Raw genomic sequence first — 16,192 nt, 5'->3', positions numbered from 1 at the left:
TTATCTGATTCTTATACGAATCTAAGTATTAACTGACTAAATGTTACAACCAGTAAACATTAAGGTTTTTAACATTCGTGGCATAACCTTATCTTTGCCCCATGTCAACACAATTAAAAAATCTATCCGATTTCTCTCATACTACCGTTCCGAGCGGTGCTAATTATAAGTTCGGGATTATTGTAGCCGAGTGGAATGCCGAAATTACCGGTGCTTTGTACAATGGAGCATTAAAAACCCTGTTGGCCAATGGCGTTGCCGAAGAAAATATTATTTCTTTACCTGTACCCGGAAGTTTTGAATTAACCGGTGGTGCAGAAATCCTGTTGAGCAAAAGAAACGATATCGATGCTGTAATCTGTTTAGGCTGTGTCATCCAGGGCGATACCAAGCATTTCGATTTTATCTGCGATGCAGTGGCACAGGGCATTACCAATGTTGGCATTAAATACAGTAAACCGGTTATTTTTGGGGTTTTAACCACTAACAACCTGGAGCAGGCGCAAGACCGTGCTGGTGGAAAACATGGCAACAAAGGCGATGAAGCTGCTATTACGGCCATTAAAATGGCAGATTTTTCAGCTCAAATTTAAACTTGTGTTTTAATAATTATTTGTAACTTAGAAGTTTAAAAATTATCAGATTAAATGAAATCATCATGACTGGTTCATGATAGCTTCGTTACCATTGAAACAAACTTATACAGATGAAAAAAGTAGCCATTTTATTATTGGCGGTGTTTTGCACCATTACCATTTTAGAATCTTGTTCCTCTAAACTTTGTCCTGCTTATGGCTCATACCCAGAAGGAAAACGCAGAAGGAATTAATCTATATCATTTGTAATCTCATATACAGGTCATTTGTAGAACTTTATTTCGCTACATATGTTATCCTGTAAAACAATAATTATCCTATCATGACCTGGGTTAACTTAACTTCAATGGAACAGCTTGCTGAAATTAAAAACGCAAGCGGTTTTAGCCTTATCTTTAAACACAGCACGCGTTGCTCCATTAGTTTAATGGCTAAAAAGAATTTCGAATTTGACTGGGATGTCATTCCGTCAGATACAAAACTTTATTTTTTAGACCTAATAAGCTATCGTGATATTTCCAACCAGATTGCCGAAATCTTTCAGGTAGTCCACCAATCGCCACAGATTTTATTAATTAAAAACGGCGATTGTGTACTGGAAGCCTCGCACAGCGATATTTCTGCCAATGAAGTTGCAGAGGTGATTGCAGCTTAACCATAAAAAAAATCCAGACAAAGGGTATTCAAGCAATTGCATACCCTTTTTTAGTTATATTTTGTTTTTTTAGAAAAACAATGTTCGGCGTATTATCGGCTAAGGCAGCCCTGTTGTACACTATACTTTTGGCTACCCTTCAACTCCGCCCGGGGCGACAGAATGTCAAGGTTTTAACCAAGTGTCCGTAGTGGCACTACGGATTATAGCACAGGAAAAAGTCTCCGGCTCGATCTTAGGCATTAAGTGATCAACTCAATTTGATTCATCAATCTGTAGAGACGCTATGCTTAACTCTACTGACAGATATGGGCCGTGCAAGAGGAACGTTTCATACAATAAGGTAAACAACAAAAAAGGTCCCGATTGCCCGGGACCTTCTAAAATTGATTATGGTTGCAGCGTTTAAGCCAGCACCGTATTTTCGATTTTCAATACTTTCGAAGTTTCATTTCTGGTTGCTCTACAAAGTTCGGCATCCTGGGCCAGCGATTTTCCATAAGTTGGGATCATCTCTTTAATTTTAGCCTGCCATTCATCTGTTGCCAGATCTTCTGCAAAACAACGGTTTAATAAATCGAGCATGATCGATACCGCTGTTGAAGCACCCGGAGAAGCCCCCAGCAATGCGGCAATGGAGCCATCGGCTGCACTTACCACCTCGGTACCAAACTCCAAAATACCACCTTGTTTTTCGTCTTTTTTAATTACCTGCACCCGCTGTCCGGCATATTCCAATTCCCAATCCTTAAGTTCGGCAGTTGGCAAATATTCTTTCAATGCTTCCAATCGGTCTTCCGGCGACTGCCTCACCTGCTCTATCAAATATTTTGTTAGATCGAGGTTATGCAATCCTGCCGAGATCATCGGACGGATATTGTTAAATTTAATCGATTTTGGTAAATCCAGGAATGAACCGTTTTTAAGAAATTTGGTAGAAAAACCGGCATACGGGCCAAACAACAAGGCTTGTTTGCCATTAATCATTCTGGTATCCAAATGCGGTACCGACATTGGCGGTGCGCCAACTGCGGCCTTTCCGTATACTTTGGCATGGTGTTTTTTAATGATCTCCTCATTGGTACATTTTAACCATTGCCCGCTTACCGGAAAACCACCGAAACCTTTTCCTTCCGGAATATCTGATTTTTCCAACAATGGCAAAGAACCGCCACCTGCACCTATAAATACAAATTTAGCTACACGTTTACGTTTATCACCACTATCCAGATCTTTAACCTTTACAATCCAGTTACCATCCTTGTTCTTTTTAAGATCGCGAATTTCATGGTTAAAGAACAAATTTACATTGGGTTGCTGCTTCAGGTTGTTAAACATATCGCGGGTTAAAGTACCAAAGTTAACATCAGTACCGATATCCATTTTGGTTGCAGCAACTTTCTCGTTTTTCTTACGCCCATCCATAATGAGGGGGGCCCAGCTTTTTACCAACTCAGGATCTTCTGTGTACTGCATATCGCTAAAAAGATCACATTGGGTTAATGCATCGTAACGTTTTTTAAGGTATTCTATATTCTTTTTCCCCCATACAAAACTCATGTGAGGGATATTCCGGATAAAATTACATGGATCAGAAACGAGTCCCTTGTTTACTAAGTAAGACCAAAACTGCTTAGATACTTCAAAATGTTCGGCAATCTGCACTGCTTTTTTAATTTCAATGGTACCATCTTTCTTTTCCGGCGTATAATTTAGTTCGCAAAATGCAGAGTGCCCCGTTCCGGCATTATTCCATGCATCAGAACTTTCTGCTGCCGCAATATCCAAACGTTCGTAAATTTCTACACTTAAGTTAGGCTCTAATTGCTTTAATAAAACACCAAGGGTTGCACTCATGATGCCAGCCCCTATTAAAATTACATCAGCGTCAGTTTTACCAACTGTCTTTTTCTTTTTTGTCATCTTACTTTAAAGGAGTTACAAATTTAGAATGATTTTAAACATCCCACGAATTTTAAGACATTAAATCTTAAAAAAATTGCCTAAAAATTAGAAATATTTCCTTTTTATAGAAGCACTTATCAAAGTTTAGTCCAAAGTTTTAAATCAAGAATCCTAAATTTTAAAAAGACATTAAAGCAACATGAGGATTACATTATCAATCTTTCAAAAAGCCAACCTAATACCAGTCAAATTTTATCATTATGCACCCAAACAAGTCTATTTTTTGATAGTTTTTCAACAAGACTTAAATTAAAGCCCTATCTTTTAATTCCGGCTATTCTTAGGCATCAAGATTTTTTTACTATAACCAGATAATTGAACAAGAAAAGGCCCTACACCGTTTAGGGTAGGGCCTAACAAAACAAGTATCTAATTTTTAAGCTTCGCTTTAAATATTTTTTCGAGCTTATCTATTTTTGGCTGGATAACCAACCTGCAATAAGGCTCACTTCCGTTTTTATTGAAATAATTCTGGTGGTAGTTTTCAGCCACATAAAACGGCTTGGCAGCTTCAATAGCGGTAACCACTTTTTTGCCATAAGCATTGGTTTTGTTCAATTCTGCTTTATATTTTTCAGCCAGGAGTTTTTGTTCAGGTGTATGGTAAAAAACCACCGAACGGTATTGTGTACCGCTATCGGCTCCCTGACGGTTTAAGGTTGTCGGATCATGGCTTTTCCAAAAAACCTCCAATAAATCATCATACGAAATGACCATTGGGTTATAGGTAATTTCTAAAACCTCTGCATGCCCGGTGGCGCCAGTGCATACCTCTTCGTAAGTTGGATTGGCCAAAGTACCGCCCTCGTAACCCGATTTTACAGAAATCACTCCTTTTAACCGTTGAAATATCGCTTCTGTACACCAAAAACAACCCATTCCAAATGTTGCTTTCTCTGTTTTTTTCCCTTGTGCATTGGCCTGGTTTAATGTGAATATGGCCAATAGAATTAAAATTATTTTTCTCATTGTGTGTTTATTTTTTTACCTGTGATGAAACGACCGTGATTTTTTACCCGGTTGCCTGCAAAAATGCAAATCATTAATGGCTGCATACCTGCGTTTTTGATTATTAGTCGGAAATAATCCCTAAACCTTACATTATCCTCAAATAATTTCACTTCTAATTATACGCAAAAAAACAGGCAGTAGTTTGCTTGAAATCAATAATGGGTTTTGTGTGACAATCGCAACGTTCTGTTGATTTCGCTGCTGATGTTAATAACTTAGATTACTGACAAACAGATTTTTAAACAGACATTACATCACTCAAATGCACTTATTAACAATTCTTTTTTTAAATTCGTATAACATTAAACATTTAAAATTATGTCTACACCGTATATTCCTTGCCTGGATTTAGGCTCTTACATCAATGGTTCTGAAAAAGACCGTAAAAAGTTTTCTGATGAATTGGGCAGGGCTTTTAACGATTCGGGTTTTGTTACCATCACCAACCACGGTTTAAGCCAGGAGTTGATCGACAAGCTTTATGAAAATATTAAGGCTGCTTTTTCGCTTCCTTTAGAAATCAAAAGAAAATACGAAAAACCTGAACTGGCCGGTCAACGTGGGTATACCAGTGCAGGCAAAGAAACAGCTAAAGGTGCTAAAACACCCGATCTGAAAGAATTTTGGCAGATTGGCCAGGAAGTTACCGATGGCGATCCGGTTAAAAACGAATATCCTGACAATGAAATCCTGGAGGAACTGCCTGAATTTAACAAAGTAACAAGCGATATCTATAAAAAGCTGGAAGAAAACGGAACACATTTACTGCGTGCCATTGCTACCTATTTAGAATTACCTATTAACTATTTTGACAAACACGTGCATAACGGAAATTCGATTTTAAGGGGTATACATTACTTCCCGATCGAAAATCCGGAAACAATTCCGGATGATGCAGTACGTGCCGGTGCACATGAAGACATTAACCTTATTACCTTACTCATTGGTGCAAGTGCTGATGGCCTGGAAGTATTAACCCGCAGCAATGAATGGCTACCAATTAAAGCGCACCATACCGATATCGTGGTAAATGTTGGCGATATGTTGCAACGTTTAACCAATAATAAATTAAAATCGACCACCCACCGTGTGGTAAATCCTCCGCGCGAATTAATGAAAACATCGCGTTATTCGGTTCCTTTTTTCCTGCATCCACGCAGTGATATGGATTTAACCAGTTTACCATCAACTATCGACGCAGAACATCCTAAAGCCTATAGCGATATGACGGCTGGGGAATACCTGGATGAAAGACTAAGGGAAATTGGATTGAAGAAGTAGTTCGGAGTCGTGGGTCTTCAGTCATGAGTCCCTGGCGAATCGTAAATAAAAATTAAAAGCATCGGCCAAAACCGATGCTTTTTTGTTTTTTATTATAAATAAGTGCGAATACTGTGATAAGAAAAGATTTAGTGGTGATGGATAAGCTAAAGATCAATTTTAGTAGAAGAGTTGTCAACTTTATAACAAACTGACTATTAAAGTTGACAACTCTGAAAGTCTGTAAGCCAGCCTTTATTTTTTCGATTCATCTATCGCTTTATTCACCACATCCTGTATTCTCCCCCTGATTTTCAGGTTAGAAAGTTTATCGGTAACTGTTGGGTTAACCCGGTTTGACAGGAATACATAAACCAAACCCCGCGATGGGTCTACCCAAACACAGGTTCCGGTATAGCCTGTATGCCCATAAGTTTGCGGTGAAGCCAGATCAGAAGGATAATGTTTGGTGGTATCGGGATCCCAACGGTCGAAACCCAAGCCCCTGCGGCTCACATTCGATTGTTTGGAAGTAAACATATCAACTGTAGCGCTCTTGAAATAGGTTTCTCCGCCGTAGGTTCCGCGGTTTAGCAGCATCTGGTAAATAATGGCCAGATCGTTCGCACTGGCAAATAAACCCGCGTGACCAGAAATTCCACCAGCCAAAGCCGCCCCCTGGTCGTGAACATAACCTACCAGCAAGGTTTTTCTAAAATATTTATCATCTTCAGTCGGAACTATCTGCTCAGGTTTAAACCGGTTTCGCGGCAGGAAACCTGCAGTTTGCATGCCGAGGGGTTTATAAAAATTTTCGTACGTGTACTGGTTTAAAGGCTCTTCGCTAATGTGCTCTACAATATCTTTCATCACATACATGCTGATATCGCTGTATACATATTTACCACGGGTTTTAATGGGCGAATTGAGCATTTTGGGCCACATAAAATCCTTAAAAAAGCCTTTTTTGATGTAATAGTTATCGGCTACTTTAGTTGGGAACGCAGCGGATGAATCCCTGCTGTAATCGCTGGTTTTCACATAATCGTGAAAAGGGATATAAGGAATAAAACCAGCCTGGTGCAGCATTACCTCGCGGATCCGGATATTGTTCATGGGGGTGGTACGCGCCTTCGGAATATAGGCCCCGATATTGGTATCCAGCTTTAATTTTCCTTCTTCAAATAAACGCATAACCGCTGGCGTAGTTGCAGTTACTTTCGTTACAGAAGCCAGATCGAAAATATCGGTTACCTTATCGGGTACATTGGTATCGTAGGTATGTGTACCATAAGCCTTGTTAAAAATTACTTTACCATCCTTGGCCACCAGCACTACCAACCCGGGAGTTGCTTTCTGGCTGATCGCCTCAGAAGCAATGGCATCAATTTCCTTTAAGTTGTTGGAGTTAACACCTGCATCTTCCGGTACGGTATATTTTAAGCGGGTGGCAGTGGTGGTAAAACCAGAACCCATCGTATAACGCGCAGAAAAAGTTGCAGTTAACTTATTCACCGCAGCAATACCCCCAAAAATATACTGCGGCACAATCGCAGCTGCATCGGCATTATTCTGTGCAGTCCATATAATCGGCGATTGCAAGAGGTCGAATGATTTTAAGCCAGGTCCGTTTCCAAAAAAAGAAATAATTACCCGTTTATTCTTGCTGATGCTGTTGATAAAATTAATGTATTTTGCTTTGTTTACATTCTGATCGTCAATGCTGATTAAAACGGTATTGAAATATTTAAGATCATCTTCCAAATCGTTCAGGTTTACACTGTCTTTATAAGAATCGGCAGAAAACGAAGTGATTTTATCATATTTGTTGGCCAAACTATCGAACACATTGCTATAAGCAAAACTCAGGCTAACCGAAGCAATATTTTTCTTTTCGAGCGATTTTAGCGGGATAATAGCATCCTGGTTGTTTAATAATACGGTTGTGTTTGAAATGGCATTGGCAATGGAAAGCTTTTTCTCGTTTGTGGTGTGATCCTGCGCACAGGCCATTAAGCATAAAACATTAAAAAAACTAGCTGCAGCCAGGATATACAATCTATTTCGCTTCATATACTTTTTCTCCGTTCAAATAGGTTTTTAAGACTTTGGTTTTTAATATATTCTGTGGTGTTGATTTTAAAATATCATGATCGAGGATAACAAAATCGGCTAATTTCCCTTTCTCCAAACTTCCTTTTTCTTCTTCCTCAAAGTTGGCTTTGGCAGCCCAAATGGTCATTCCCCGTAAGGCTTCTTCGGGTGTTAAGGCATTTTCCATCTGAAAGCCACCTTTTGGAAAACCTTTTGCATCTTCTCTCACTGTTGCTGCATAAAACGTTAATAATGGATTAATGTTTTCTACCGGGAAATCAGTTCCTAAAGGAATCCAACCATTTTGTTTTAGCAATTGTTTGTAGGCATAAGCACTTTTTAACCTTTCGGCACCTAAACGCCGGCCGGCCCAATACATATCGGAAGTAGCATGCGTAGGTTGAACGGAAGGGATTATACTGGCTTTGCCGAACAGGTCAAAATCTTTAGCATTAACGACCTGCGCATGTTCGATACGCCAGCGCTGATCGTTTTTACCTTTTAAAATTTTATTATAAATATTCAGGATTACACGGTTGGCAGAATCGCCAATAGCGTGGGTACACATCTGAAAATGGTTGGCTGCTATTTTTCTGGCCACTTCTTCAAAATGTTTTTGATCGCTTAGCAGAAAACCGCTTTTATTTGGCATATCGCTGTAAGGGTGAATTAAACAGGCACCCCGTGATCCTAAAGCACCATCGGCATAAACTTTAAACGACCTCACATTTAAGCGGTCAGTTTTAATCGGACCACGATTAAATAAATATTTATAATTATCAGGCTCGTCGGAAAGCATGACATATAACCTCATTTTAAGTTTTTTCTCTTTCTGCAGTTTTTCAATAAAATCAACCGCTAAATAACTTAAACCACAATCGTCAATGGTGGTCAACCCAGCGGCGAAGCAGTTTTTCTGCGCATCTGTAAATATTTTTTCGGCGAGTTTGGCATCTGGCGACGGGATTTTACGCTCTACCAAAGCTACAGCATTATCGATTAAAACCCCGGTAAGTTTCCCGTTTTGACTAAGCATATCACCCCCTACCAATTTTTGCACGCCTTTAATGCCTGCATCATCTAATGCTTTTTGGTTGGCAATGGCAGCATGGCCGTCAATACGATTCAGGAATACTGGGCGATCAGGAAAAAGCGCTGTCAGTTTTTCGTTTGTCGGAAACGCTTTATCTGCCCAATCGTTTTGGTCCCAGCCGTTACCGATCAGCCAACCGTCGGGACGGGTTTTGGCGAAAGCAGTTAAACGGGTAAGCACTTCATCCCAGGATTTTGTTTCCCTTAAATCAGCGGTCTGTAAACTTTGTCCATAGCCATAAAAATGGGCGTGTGCATCGATAAAACCAGGGTAAACGGCTTTACCCTCTGCATCGATTTCTTCTTTGGAGGTGTATTTCCCTTTGATCTCTTTACTATTACCCAGCTCCAGGATTTTTCCATTTTTTACAGCGAAAGCCTCAACCGTATCAAACTTACTGTTAACAGTATAAACTTTAGCGTTATAAACAATGACATCAACTTCTTCTTTTTTAGAGCAGGAAGTAAACAGCAAAGCCAGAAAAAGGCTGTAGAGGATGGATTTCATATCGATAAAGATAGAAAATTGAAAGCATTTGCCTTTGTAAATTCAGCTTTACAGAAAGGATTTGTGCCCTTGGTTTTTAAATGGCACCGCTAAGAATAGCCACCCTGTACAGCAGGACTACCGGAACCGATTGACACTATGCCTTGCTTTTCAAAAAAAAGAAACAAGAAAATTAAGCAAAGATTTAATTTTGTTTAGCCATAGATCATTCGACTCCGTCCAGAATGACAACTGGTGTAAATAAAACCAGTAGAAGCAATTAATTCTATTTACCTACCGTCATTTATGTGTTGAGTTTTAAACAAACCGGGTTCATTAAGCTTATTTTGCATAATTTAGCGAATTCACTTTGCCCTGATACATGACTGATATTATTCACTTATTGCCTGATGCTGTTGCCAATCAGATTGCTGCCGGAGAAGTTGTTCAACGACCTGCCTCGGCAGTGAAGGAACTGCTCGAAAATTCGATAGATGCCGGCGCAGATAAAATTCAACTGGTAATAAAAGACGCCGGTAAGGCCCTGATTCAGATCGTTGATAATGGTTGTGGAATGAGTGTTACTGATGCGAGAATGTGTTTTGAGCGCCATGCCACTTCGAAAGTGAAAAAGGCTGAAGATTTATTTGCCATCCGCACCATGGGCTTCCGTGGTGAAGCCATGGCCTCTATTGCAGCAATTGCACAGGTAGAAATGAAAACGCGCAGGCATGAGGACGAAATCGGCACCTGTATTTCTATTGAAGGCGCGCAGGTAACCAACCAGGAACCCGTAGCCACAGCCGCCGGAACACAGATTTCGATTAAAAACCTGTTTTTTAATACGCCTGCCAGAAGAAATTTCCTGAAAAGCAATCCCGTAGAAATGCGCCATATTTTAGACGAATTTCAACGGGTAGCCCTGGCACACCCTGGTGTATTTTTTAGTTTGCACCACGATGGAGTAGAGATTTTTAACCTGCCAAAAGGTAATTTAAAGCAGCGTATTGTGCACCTCTTTGGCAATAACTATAACGAACGCCTGGTTCCTGTTGAAGAGGAAACCACCATTATTAACCTTAAAGGTTATATCGGCAAACCTGCTTTTGCAAAAAAAACCAGGGGCGAACAGTTCTTTTTTGTAAACAACCGTTTTATTAAAGATCCTTATTTAAACCATGCCGTAAGTTCGGCTTTTGAAGAGTTATTGCCTGACGATAGTTACCCGCTTTACGTGCTTTTTATTGAGATCGACCCTTCAAAAATTGATGTAAACGTTCACCCAACTAAAACGGAGATCAAATATCTGGACGAAAAATCCATTTATGCGATCCTTAAATCGGCAGTAAAACGTTCTATAGGCCGTTACAACATTGCTCCTAGCCTGGATTTTGATCAGGAAACGGGCTTTAGCAATATGATTACCCAAAAAGCGGTCGAAGATATTGTTCCGCCGAGCATCAATTTCAATCCTGATTTTAACCCCTTTGCCAGCGATAAAAGCGCTGCACAGGGTTATGCCTCATCGCCAAGAAATTATGATACCAAACCAAGCGTAAAAAACTGGGGTTCGTTATATGAAATAACTGAACAGCCCGTTGTAGAACAAACCTCAATTTACGCTGATGAAACGGTTTTGGAAACCAAGCAAAAGCAGTATATGCAATTGCACAACAGGTATATTGTTTCGCAGATTAAGTCGGGATTAATGGTGATCGATCAACAGATGGCACACGAGCGGATCCTTTATGAGCGTTTTCTCGTACATCTTGATGACCGGAAAGGCGCATCGCAGCAGAGTTTGTTTCCACAAACCATTACACTTAATGCCAACGATTTCGAACTGGCCAAAAGTTTGCTGGATGATATAAAAAGTTTGGGCTTCGATGTACGCGAATTCGGGAAAAACACGTTGGTAGTAGAAGGTGTTCCGGTTGATCTGGGCAGCAGTACTATTAATGAAACACAATTATTTGAGCAATTGATAGAGGGCTTTAAAAACTCGCAGCAAGAGCTAAAATTAAGCAAACGCGATAGCCTGGCCCGGAGTTTGGCTAGAAACAGTGCCATTAAAGCCGGTACAAGCCTTGGACAGGAAGAAATGAATACGCTGATCGATGAACTTTTTGCCTGCAAAACCCCTAACTTTAGCGTGAGCGGAAAACCAATTATCCAAACCATTACTTTGGCAGAGCTGGATAAGAAGTTTGAGAAGAGTTAGGCGTTTAGAGCTGGGAGTTTGGAGCCTTTAGCCGGGAGTTGTAAGTCCGGAGTTGGGGGATTGAAAGTTGGGAGTTTGGAGACAATTAACCGATTAACCTAATGACTAATGACCAGTTTAAACATTAACCTATTTTTAAAATTTAAATGAACAACATATATATTCCACCAGTAGTAAAAAACCTGCTGATTATTAATGTTTTATTTTTCGCAGCAACTTATTTATTAACCGGCCTTCACCTTGATGATATTTTGGCTGTTTATTATTTTGATTCGCCAAAATTCGAAATATGGCAACCTATAAGTTACATGTTTATGCATGGCGGTATAGCCCATATCTTTTTTAACATGTTTGCCTTGTATTCTTTTGGAAGCATCCTGGAATCGAGATGGGGAGGCAAAAAGTTTATTGTATTTTATTTTATTACCGGATTAGGTGCACTGGCACTGCAGTGGGCAGTACAGGCTTATGAAGTACACCAGATTATAGGTAGTGCCACCAATAACGGAAAGATAGACCTTCAGGCATTATTTCAGGGGGAGTTCAACACTTCGCAGCTTTCAATGGCACAAGCTGTTACGCTTCAAAGCATCTATTTTGGCGGCATGGTTGGTGCTTCAGGTGCTATTTTTGGTTTATTGGTTGCCTTTGGCATGCTTTATCCCAATGCCGAATTACTCATTATGTTTATCCCGGTTCCGGTAAAAGCAAAATATATTATACCCATTTATATTTTAGTAGAGTTATCTTTGGGTGTTGCGCAGTTTGAAGGCGATTCTATTGCACATTATGCCCATTTGGGCGGTGCTTTAATTGGCTTTATACTCGTTAAATTATGGAAAGATAAAAACGATACATTTTATACACTCTATGAATAATACTTTCAAAGATTTAAAATACAAGGTTTTTCAATCTGGCAACCCAATATTCTTTTACATTGGCATAAATGTGCTGTTGTTTCTGATTATCGCTGTTATTGGGATATTTACCTGGCTAAGCGGTAAAGGGGATTTGATCAGTCCGTTAGTTAGTGAGTATACAGGCTTACCGGCTAATATTTCCAAATTACCAGAACGCTTTTATACCGTATTTACCTACATGTTTATTCATGATGGGATTCTTCATCTCCTCTTTAATATGCTCGGATTATTCTGGTTCGGGAACATATTTATGAATTTCTTAAAAAGCAGGCAGTTCCATTTTGTATACCTGGCCGGTGGTATATTTGGTGGTTTATTTGCAGTTGCAATATTAAACCTGTTCCCGGTTTATGCCTCAGGTTTAACCGGCGTTACCATTGTGGGTGCTTCGGCAGCGGTAATGGCCATCATTTTTGCTGCAGCAACACTGGTACCCAACTACACCATCGTGCTCTTTCTTTTTGGTGAGGTTAAAATAAAATGGATTGCTATTGTTTACTTTGTTCTGGATTTTCTTGCCATCGGTTCGGTAAATGCAGGTGGCAGTTTAGCACATATAGGCGGTGCCCTGGTGGGTTTTGTTTTTATTAAACGCCTGCAAAGCGGCAGCGACTGGAGCAAGCTTTTTGAGCGCAAACCAAAACTAAAAGTGGTACGCAACGAAAAACCGGTTAAAAAGCCAGCCTTTAAAGGTGGCGTTTCGCAACAGGAAATTGATGCCATTTTAGATAAAATATCTACTTCGGGATATGATAAATTAACCGCAGTAGAAAAAGAAAAACTGTTTAAGGCAAGTAAAGATTAATGGCCAAAAAAAAGAAGAAGTACAATTTTTTGGATAAACTCCTCCTGCCCATTGCCGTTGCACTGGCTTTGGCCTTGCTTTTGGGGGTGCTTGCCGGAAACATGGATCCACGTAAGCATGCGTTGATCGCTTTTTTTGGCCTGGCCTATCCTTTTGTACTGTTTGCCAATATGATTTTCCTGATCTGGTGGCTTTTAAGCAAAAAATGGATTTTCGCAATCGCTACTGTATTGGTGATGGCTATTGGCGGTAAAACGTTAAAGGCAACTTTTGCCATTGGTGGGGATGAAGGCCCGGCTGAAAAAGCTGATAATAGCATCAGGATGATGACCTACAACGTACACAGCTTTAAACTTTACGGCGAAGACAATACCGAATCGGTAAAGGAAAAAATGCTGCAGGTAGTAAAAGAACAAAACCCCGATATCATCTGTTTTCAGGAGTTTTTTACCCGTTATAAAGGCGCATTCGATACCGTTGATAGCTTAAAAGCATTGTTAAATACCAAATATTATTATTTCGTACCCACCAATAAAAACGATTACGAAGCTACAGGTTTGGCCATATTCTCTAAATTCCCTATTAAAAACACAGGTAAAATCCCATTTGTTACCGGCTACCCCGGCAACATGAGCATTTATGCCGATTTGAACATTAAAGGGAAAACCCTGCGGATATACAATGTGCATTTCCAGTCTATTTCTTTTGAAAAACAGGATTACGAATACCTGGATAAGGTAAAAGAAATGAATACGGAGCTAAAACCATCCAAGCGGATCATAAGCATGCTAAAAAGTGCCTTCCTGAAACGCAGCGGTCAGGTTGATATTATGAAAAAGGAAATGGCTTCCTGTACAACGCCTTATCTTATTGCCGGCGATTTTAACGATACACCGGCATCATACGTGGTTACCCAGATTACTGCCGGGTTGAATAACAGTTTTATAAAAAAGGGAAATGGCTTCGGTAAAACCTATAATGGCAAATTTCCCAATTTCCAGATCGATTATATCGCCACATCAAAAGAGCTGGAGGTATTGAACTACAAAATTACCCATGCAAAATTATCCGATCACTTTCCGGTGCGAAGTGATTTAAGGTTTGTTCGCTAAGATTTATAACGGTTATCCTACGTGGGTATCCAAACCATAGTGGTGATTTTCTAGCAATTAACGATTTTTATACTTGGAGTGCAGGGGCTGTACAAAACACAGACTTTCCTCCCGTTTTCCACTTATACGCTTTCCCGAAAGTTCGGGATGACTCGTTGCTGCAGGGTAACGCTTCAACCGGGGCTAGGTGGCAACAGCAGTATTTCATTTTGGGGGCTGCAGGATGCAGAAACCCTTGTTCCTAAACCCGATTGAGCGGAATAGCCCGCAGCGTAGCGAGGACTATAAGCGAAAGCGGGACTGCATGCCGCCAAGAACCACAAGCCACTCATTTCCTGATCCTATTTCGGTCCATGTGGCATCAACCATGGCGATGGAATGGTTTTTACATTTGGAGCGCTCTGCATGTACAAAATACAGACTTTCCTCCCGTTTTCCTCTTATACGCTTTCCCGAAAGTTCGGGATGACTCGTTGCTGCAGGGTAACGCTTCAACCGGGGCTAGGTGGCAACAGCAGTATTTCATTTTGGGGGTTGCAGGATGTAGAAACCCTTGTTCCTAAACCCGATTGAGCGGAATAGCCCGCAGCGCGTAGCGAGGACTATAAGCAAAAGCGGGACTGCACACCACCAAGAACCCCAAGCCATTCATTTTCTTTCTAATAATGGAACAACATTAAGGAAATGTAAGCTTAATGCAAGTGAATACCAGATTACCGCAATTTTGCTTTCTTACCATACATCAACAATAGGTTTATTCCTTATTTCCATATTTGCTACATAGAATTTAAAAAAAATCTTCAAAAATATGAGCTTAATAGATGCCCTAAACTGGCGTTATGCCGTTAAAAAAATGAATGGACAGCCTGTTGAACAGGAAAAAGTAGATAAAATTATAGCTGCTGCGCACCTTGCACCTACTTCATCAGGTTTACAGCCTTTTAAAATAATCGTGGTGACTAACCAGGAATTAAAAGAGAAAATTGCGCCGATTGCTTTTAACCAATCGCAGATTATCGATTCATCGCACCTGTTAATTTTCGCTGCAAACGAAAACTACACAGAAGAAGGTATCGATGCGATTTTCGACAGGATGAATACAGAGCGTGGTTTACCTCTAAATGCCACCGATGATTACAAAGAACGACTTAAAAGCATGCTTTTACCAAGAACTGCAGAAGAAAACTTTAACCATGCTGCACGCCAGGCTTATATTGCTTTTGGTATCGCCATTGCAGAAGCTGCTGTGTTAAAAGTAGATGCGACCCCAATGGAAGGTTTTAACGGACCTGCCTTGGATGAACTTCTAGGTTTAGATAAAAAAGGTTTAAGAAGTGTTACCCTATTGCCTTTAGGTCACAGAGACGAGGCAGGCGATTGGTTGGTTAACCTTAAAAAGGTACGTGTTCCGAAAGAAGAATTCTTGATCGAGTTTAAATAACAGGCAAACACCATTATACTTAAACGGGCCGCTTTTTAGCGGCTTGTTTTGTTTAGAAGGGAGCCTTTGGCGTTTGAGTCGATTTGAAAATACTATCCCTAGCGCTAAACCTAGCGCCTTTACAGATTGCCGAATGAGATTGAGTTTATCCCTCAGTGATCATAAAGCAAGCCGGGAGACTCGCTGCTATTCTTAAATCCTCAGTGCCCTTCGGAACACTACGGACAGGTAGGCACATGCAGGAACAGTTAAACGATTTAAGTAATTAACGAACTAATGACTAATGAACCAATGACCAATGAGCTAATGACCAATGAACTAATGACCAGTGAACTAATGAACCAATGACCAATGAACTAAAAAATCAATTACCAATGAACCAATGACCAGTGAACCAATGACCAATGACCGGTGAATCAATGACTAATGAACAAATGACCAGTGAACTAATAAACCAATGACCAATGAACCAATATTATTGTAAAAAAGTGTTAAACATCTCTACAATTTAGGCGCTCTCTTTATAATTAGAT

At 40.1% G+C, this 16,192-nt stretch carries 12 protein-coding genes; 8 read left to right on the top strand and 4 right to left on the bottom strand.

Translation table 11 applies throughout. From position 1 onward, the window contains the following. The first annotated feature begins 101 nt into the window (after window positions 1-101). Together ribH and ytxJ are read left to right on the top strand one after the other, a co-directional pair. Window positions 102-593: a 6,7-dimethyl-8-ribityllumazine synthase gene (ribH, locus tag GGQ60_RS20650; RefSeq protein WP_183767954.1), complete on the top strand. Its 492-nt coding sequence runs from the start codon at window positions 102-104 to the stop codon at window positions 591-593. 325 nt (window positions 594-918) lie between these two features. Continuing rightward, complete coding sequence (ytxJ, locus tag GGQ60_RS20645; RefSeq protein WP_183767952.1) at window positions 919-1,251, top strand: bacillithiol system redox-active protein YtxJ; 333 nt, start codon at window positions 919-921, stop codon at window positions 1,249-1,251. 405 nt (window positions 1,252-1,656) lie between these two features. Here ytxJ and GGQ60_RS20640 read toward each other — a convergent pair whose 3' ends face one another. Both GGQ60_RS20640 and msrA read right to left on the bottom strand, forming a co-directional pair. After that, on the bottom strand, window positions 1,657-3,174 hold the full coding sequence (locus GGQ60_RS20640; RefSeq protein ID WP_183767950.1) for a malate:quinone oxidoreductase: 1,518 nt from the start codon (window positions 3,172-3,174) through the stop codon (window positions 1,657-1,659). Window positions 3,175-3,585: 411 nt separating this feature from the next. Beyond that, entirely contained in the window at window positions 3,586-4,185 is a 600-nt protein-coding gene (gene msrA, locus GGQ60_RS20635; RefSeq protein WP_183767948.1) for a peptide-methionine (S)-S-oxide reductase MsrA, read from the bottom strand. A gap of 360 nt (window positions 4,186-4,545) precedes the next feature. On the opposite strand from msrA, the gene GGQ60_RS20630 reads away from it, so the two are divergent. Beyond that, window positions 4,546-5,508: an isopenicillin N synthase family dioxygenase gene (locus tag GGQ60_RS20630; protein WP_183767946.1), complete on the top strand. Its 963-nt coding sequence runs from the start codon at window positions 4,546-4,548 to the stop codon at window positions 5,506-5,508. A 234-nt stretch (window positions 5,509-5,742) separates the two neighbouring features. Here the strand turns inward: GGQ60_RS20630 and GGQ60_RS20625 are convergent, their stop codons facing one another. After that, window positions 5,743-7,560 (bottom strand): serine hydrolase domain-containing protein, encoded by a 1,818-nt coding sequence (locus tag GGQ60_RS20625; RefSeq protein WP_183767944.1) that lies wholly within the window; start codon window positions 7,558-7,560, stop codon window positions 5,743-5,745. Beyond that, on the bottom strand, window positions 7,547-9,181 hold the full coding sequence (locus tag GGQ60_RS20620; protein ID WP_183767942.1) for an amidohydrolase: 1,635 nt from the start codon (window positions 9,179-9,181) through the stop codon (window positions 7,547-7,549). The genes GGQ60_RS20625 and GGQ60_RS20620 overlap by 14 nt, the downstream gene beginning before the upstream one ends. Window positions 9,182-9,542: 361 nt before the next feature. On the opposite strand from GGQ60_RS20620, the gene mutL reads away from it, so the two are divergent. The 5 genes from mutL (at window position 9,543) to GGQ60_RS20595 (ending at window position 15,659) form a co-directional block, all read left to right on the top strand. Then, window positions 9,543-11,381, top strand: coding sequence for a DNA mismatch repair endonuclease MutL (gene mutL, locus GGQ60_RS20615; RefSeq protein WP_183767940.1), 1,839 nt, complete (start codon window positions 9,543-9,545; stop codon window positions 11,379-11,381). A gap of 146 nt (window positions 11,382-11,527) precedes the next feature. Next, complete coding sequence (locus GGQ60_RS20610) at window positions 11,528-12,259, top strand: rhomboid family intramembrane serine protease (RefSeq protein WP_183767938.1); 732 nt, start codon at window positions 11,528-11,530, stop codon at window positions 12,257-12,259. Continuing rightward, on the top strand, window positions 12,252-13,106 hold the full coding sequence (locus tag GGQ60_RS20605; protein WP_183767936.1) for a rhomboid family protein: 855 nt from the start codon (window positions 12,252-12,254) through the stop codon (window positions 13,104-13,106). The genes GGQ60_RS20610 and GGQ60_RS20605 overlap by 8 nt, the downstream gene beginning before the upstream one ends. Beyond that, entirely contained in the window at window positions 13,106-14,218 is a 1,113-nt protein-coding gene (locus GGQ60_RS20600; RefSeq protein WP_183767934.1) for an endonuclease/exonuclease/phosphatase family protein, read from the top strand. The genes GGQ60_RS20605 and GGQ60_RS20600 overlap by 1 nt, the downstream gene beginning before the upstream one ends. Before the next feature lie 808 nt (window positions 14,219-15,026). After that, window positions 15,027-15,659 carry a nitroreductase family protein gene (locus GGQ60_RS20595; protein WP_183767933.1) on the top strand — a complete coding sequence of 211 codons (633 nt, stop codon included), beginning with the start codon at window positions 15,027-15,029 and terminating at the stop codon, window positions 15,657-15,659. Window positions 15,660-16,192: the final 533 nt, after the last annotated feature.

It is taken from the genome of Pedobacter zeae (genome assembly GCF_014196715.1).
GTDB classification, from domain to species: Bacteria; Bacteroidota; Bacteroidia; order Sphingobacteriales; family Sphingobacteriaceae; genus Pedobacter; species Pedobacter zeae.
Note: the sequence above shows the minus strand (reverse complement) of the source record. Positions and strands in the feature narration are given on the sequence as shown.

Coding starts and splice junctions, on each gene's coding strand:
- GGQ60_RS20640 (WP_183767950.1), bottom strand. CDS start 3,174: ATGACAAAAAAGAAAAAGACAGTTGGTAAAACTGACGCTGATGTAATT.
- GGQ60_RS20605 (WP_183767936.1), top strand. CDS start 12,252: ATGAATAATACTTTCAAAGATTTAAAATACAAGGTTTTTCAATCTGGC.
- msrA (WP_183767948.1), bottom strand. CDS start 4,185: ATGAGAAAAATAATTTTAATTCTATTGGCCATATTCACATTAAACCAG.
- ytxJ (WP_183767952.1), top strand. CDS start 919: ATGACCTGGGTTAACTTAACTTCAATGGAACAGCTTGCTGAAATTAAA.
- GGQ60_RS20600 (WP_183767934.1), top strand. CDS start 13,106: ATGGCCAAAAAAAAGAAGAAGTACAATTTTTTGGATAAACTCCTCCTG.
- GGQ60_RS20620 (WP_183767942.1), bottom strand. CDS start 9,181: ATGAAATCCATCCTCTACAGCCTTTTTCTGGCTTTGCTGTTTACTTCC.
- mutL (WP_183767940.1), top strand. CDS start 9,543: ATGACTGATATTATTCACTTATTGCCTGATGCTGTTGCCAATCAGATT.
- GGQ60_RS20625 (WP_183767944.1), bottom strand. CDS start 7,560: ATGAAGCGAAATAGATTGTATATCCTGGCTGCAGCTAGTTTTTTTAAT.
- GGQ60_RS20595 (WP_183767933.1), top strand. CDS start 15,027: ATGAGCTTAATAGATGCCCTAAACTGGCGTTATGCCGTTAAAAAAATG.
- GGQ60_RS20630 (WP_183767946.1), top strand. CDS start 4,546: ATGTCTACACCGTATATTCCTTGCCTGGATTTAGGCTCTTACATCAAT.
- ribH (WP_183767954.1), top strand. CDS start 102: ATGTCAACACAATTAAAAAATCTATCCGATTTCTCTCATACTACCGTT.
- GGQ60_RS20610 (WP_183767938.1), top strand. CDS start 11,528: ATGAACAACATATATATTCCACCAGTAGTAAAAAACCTGCTGATTATT.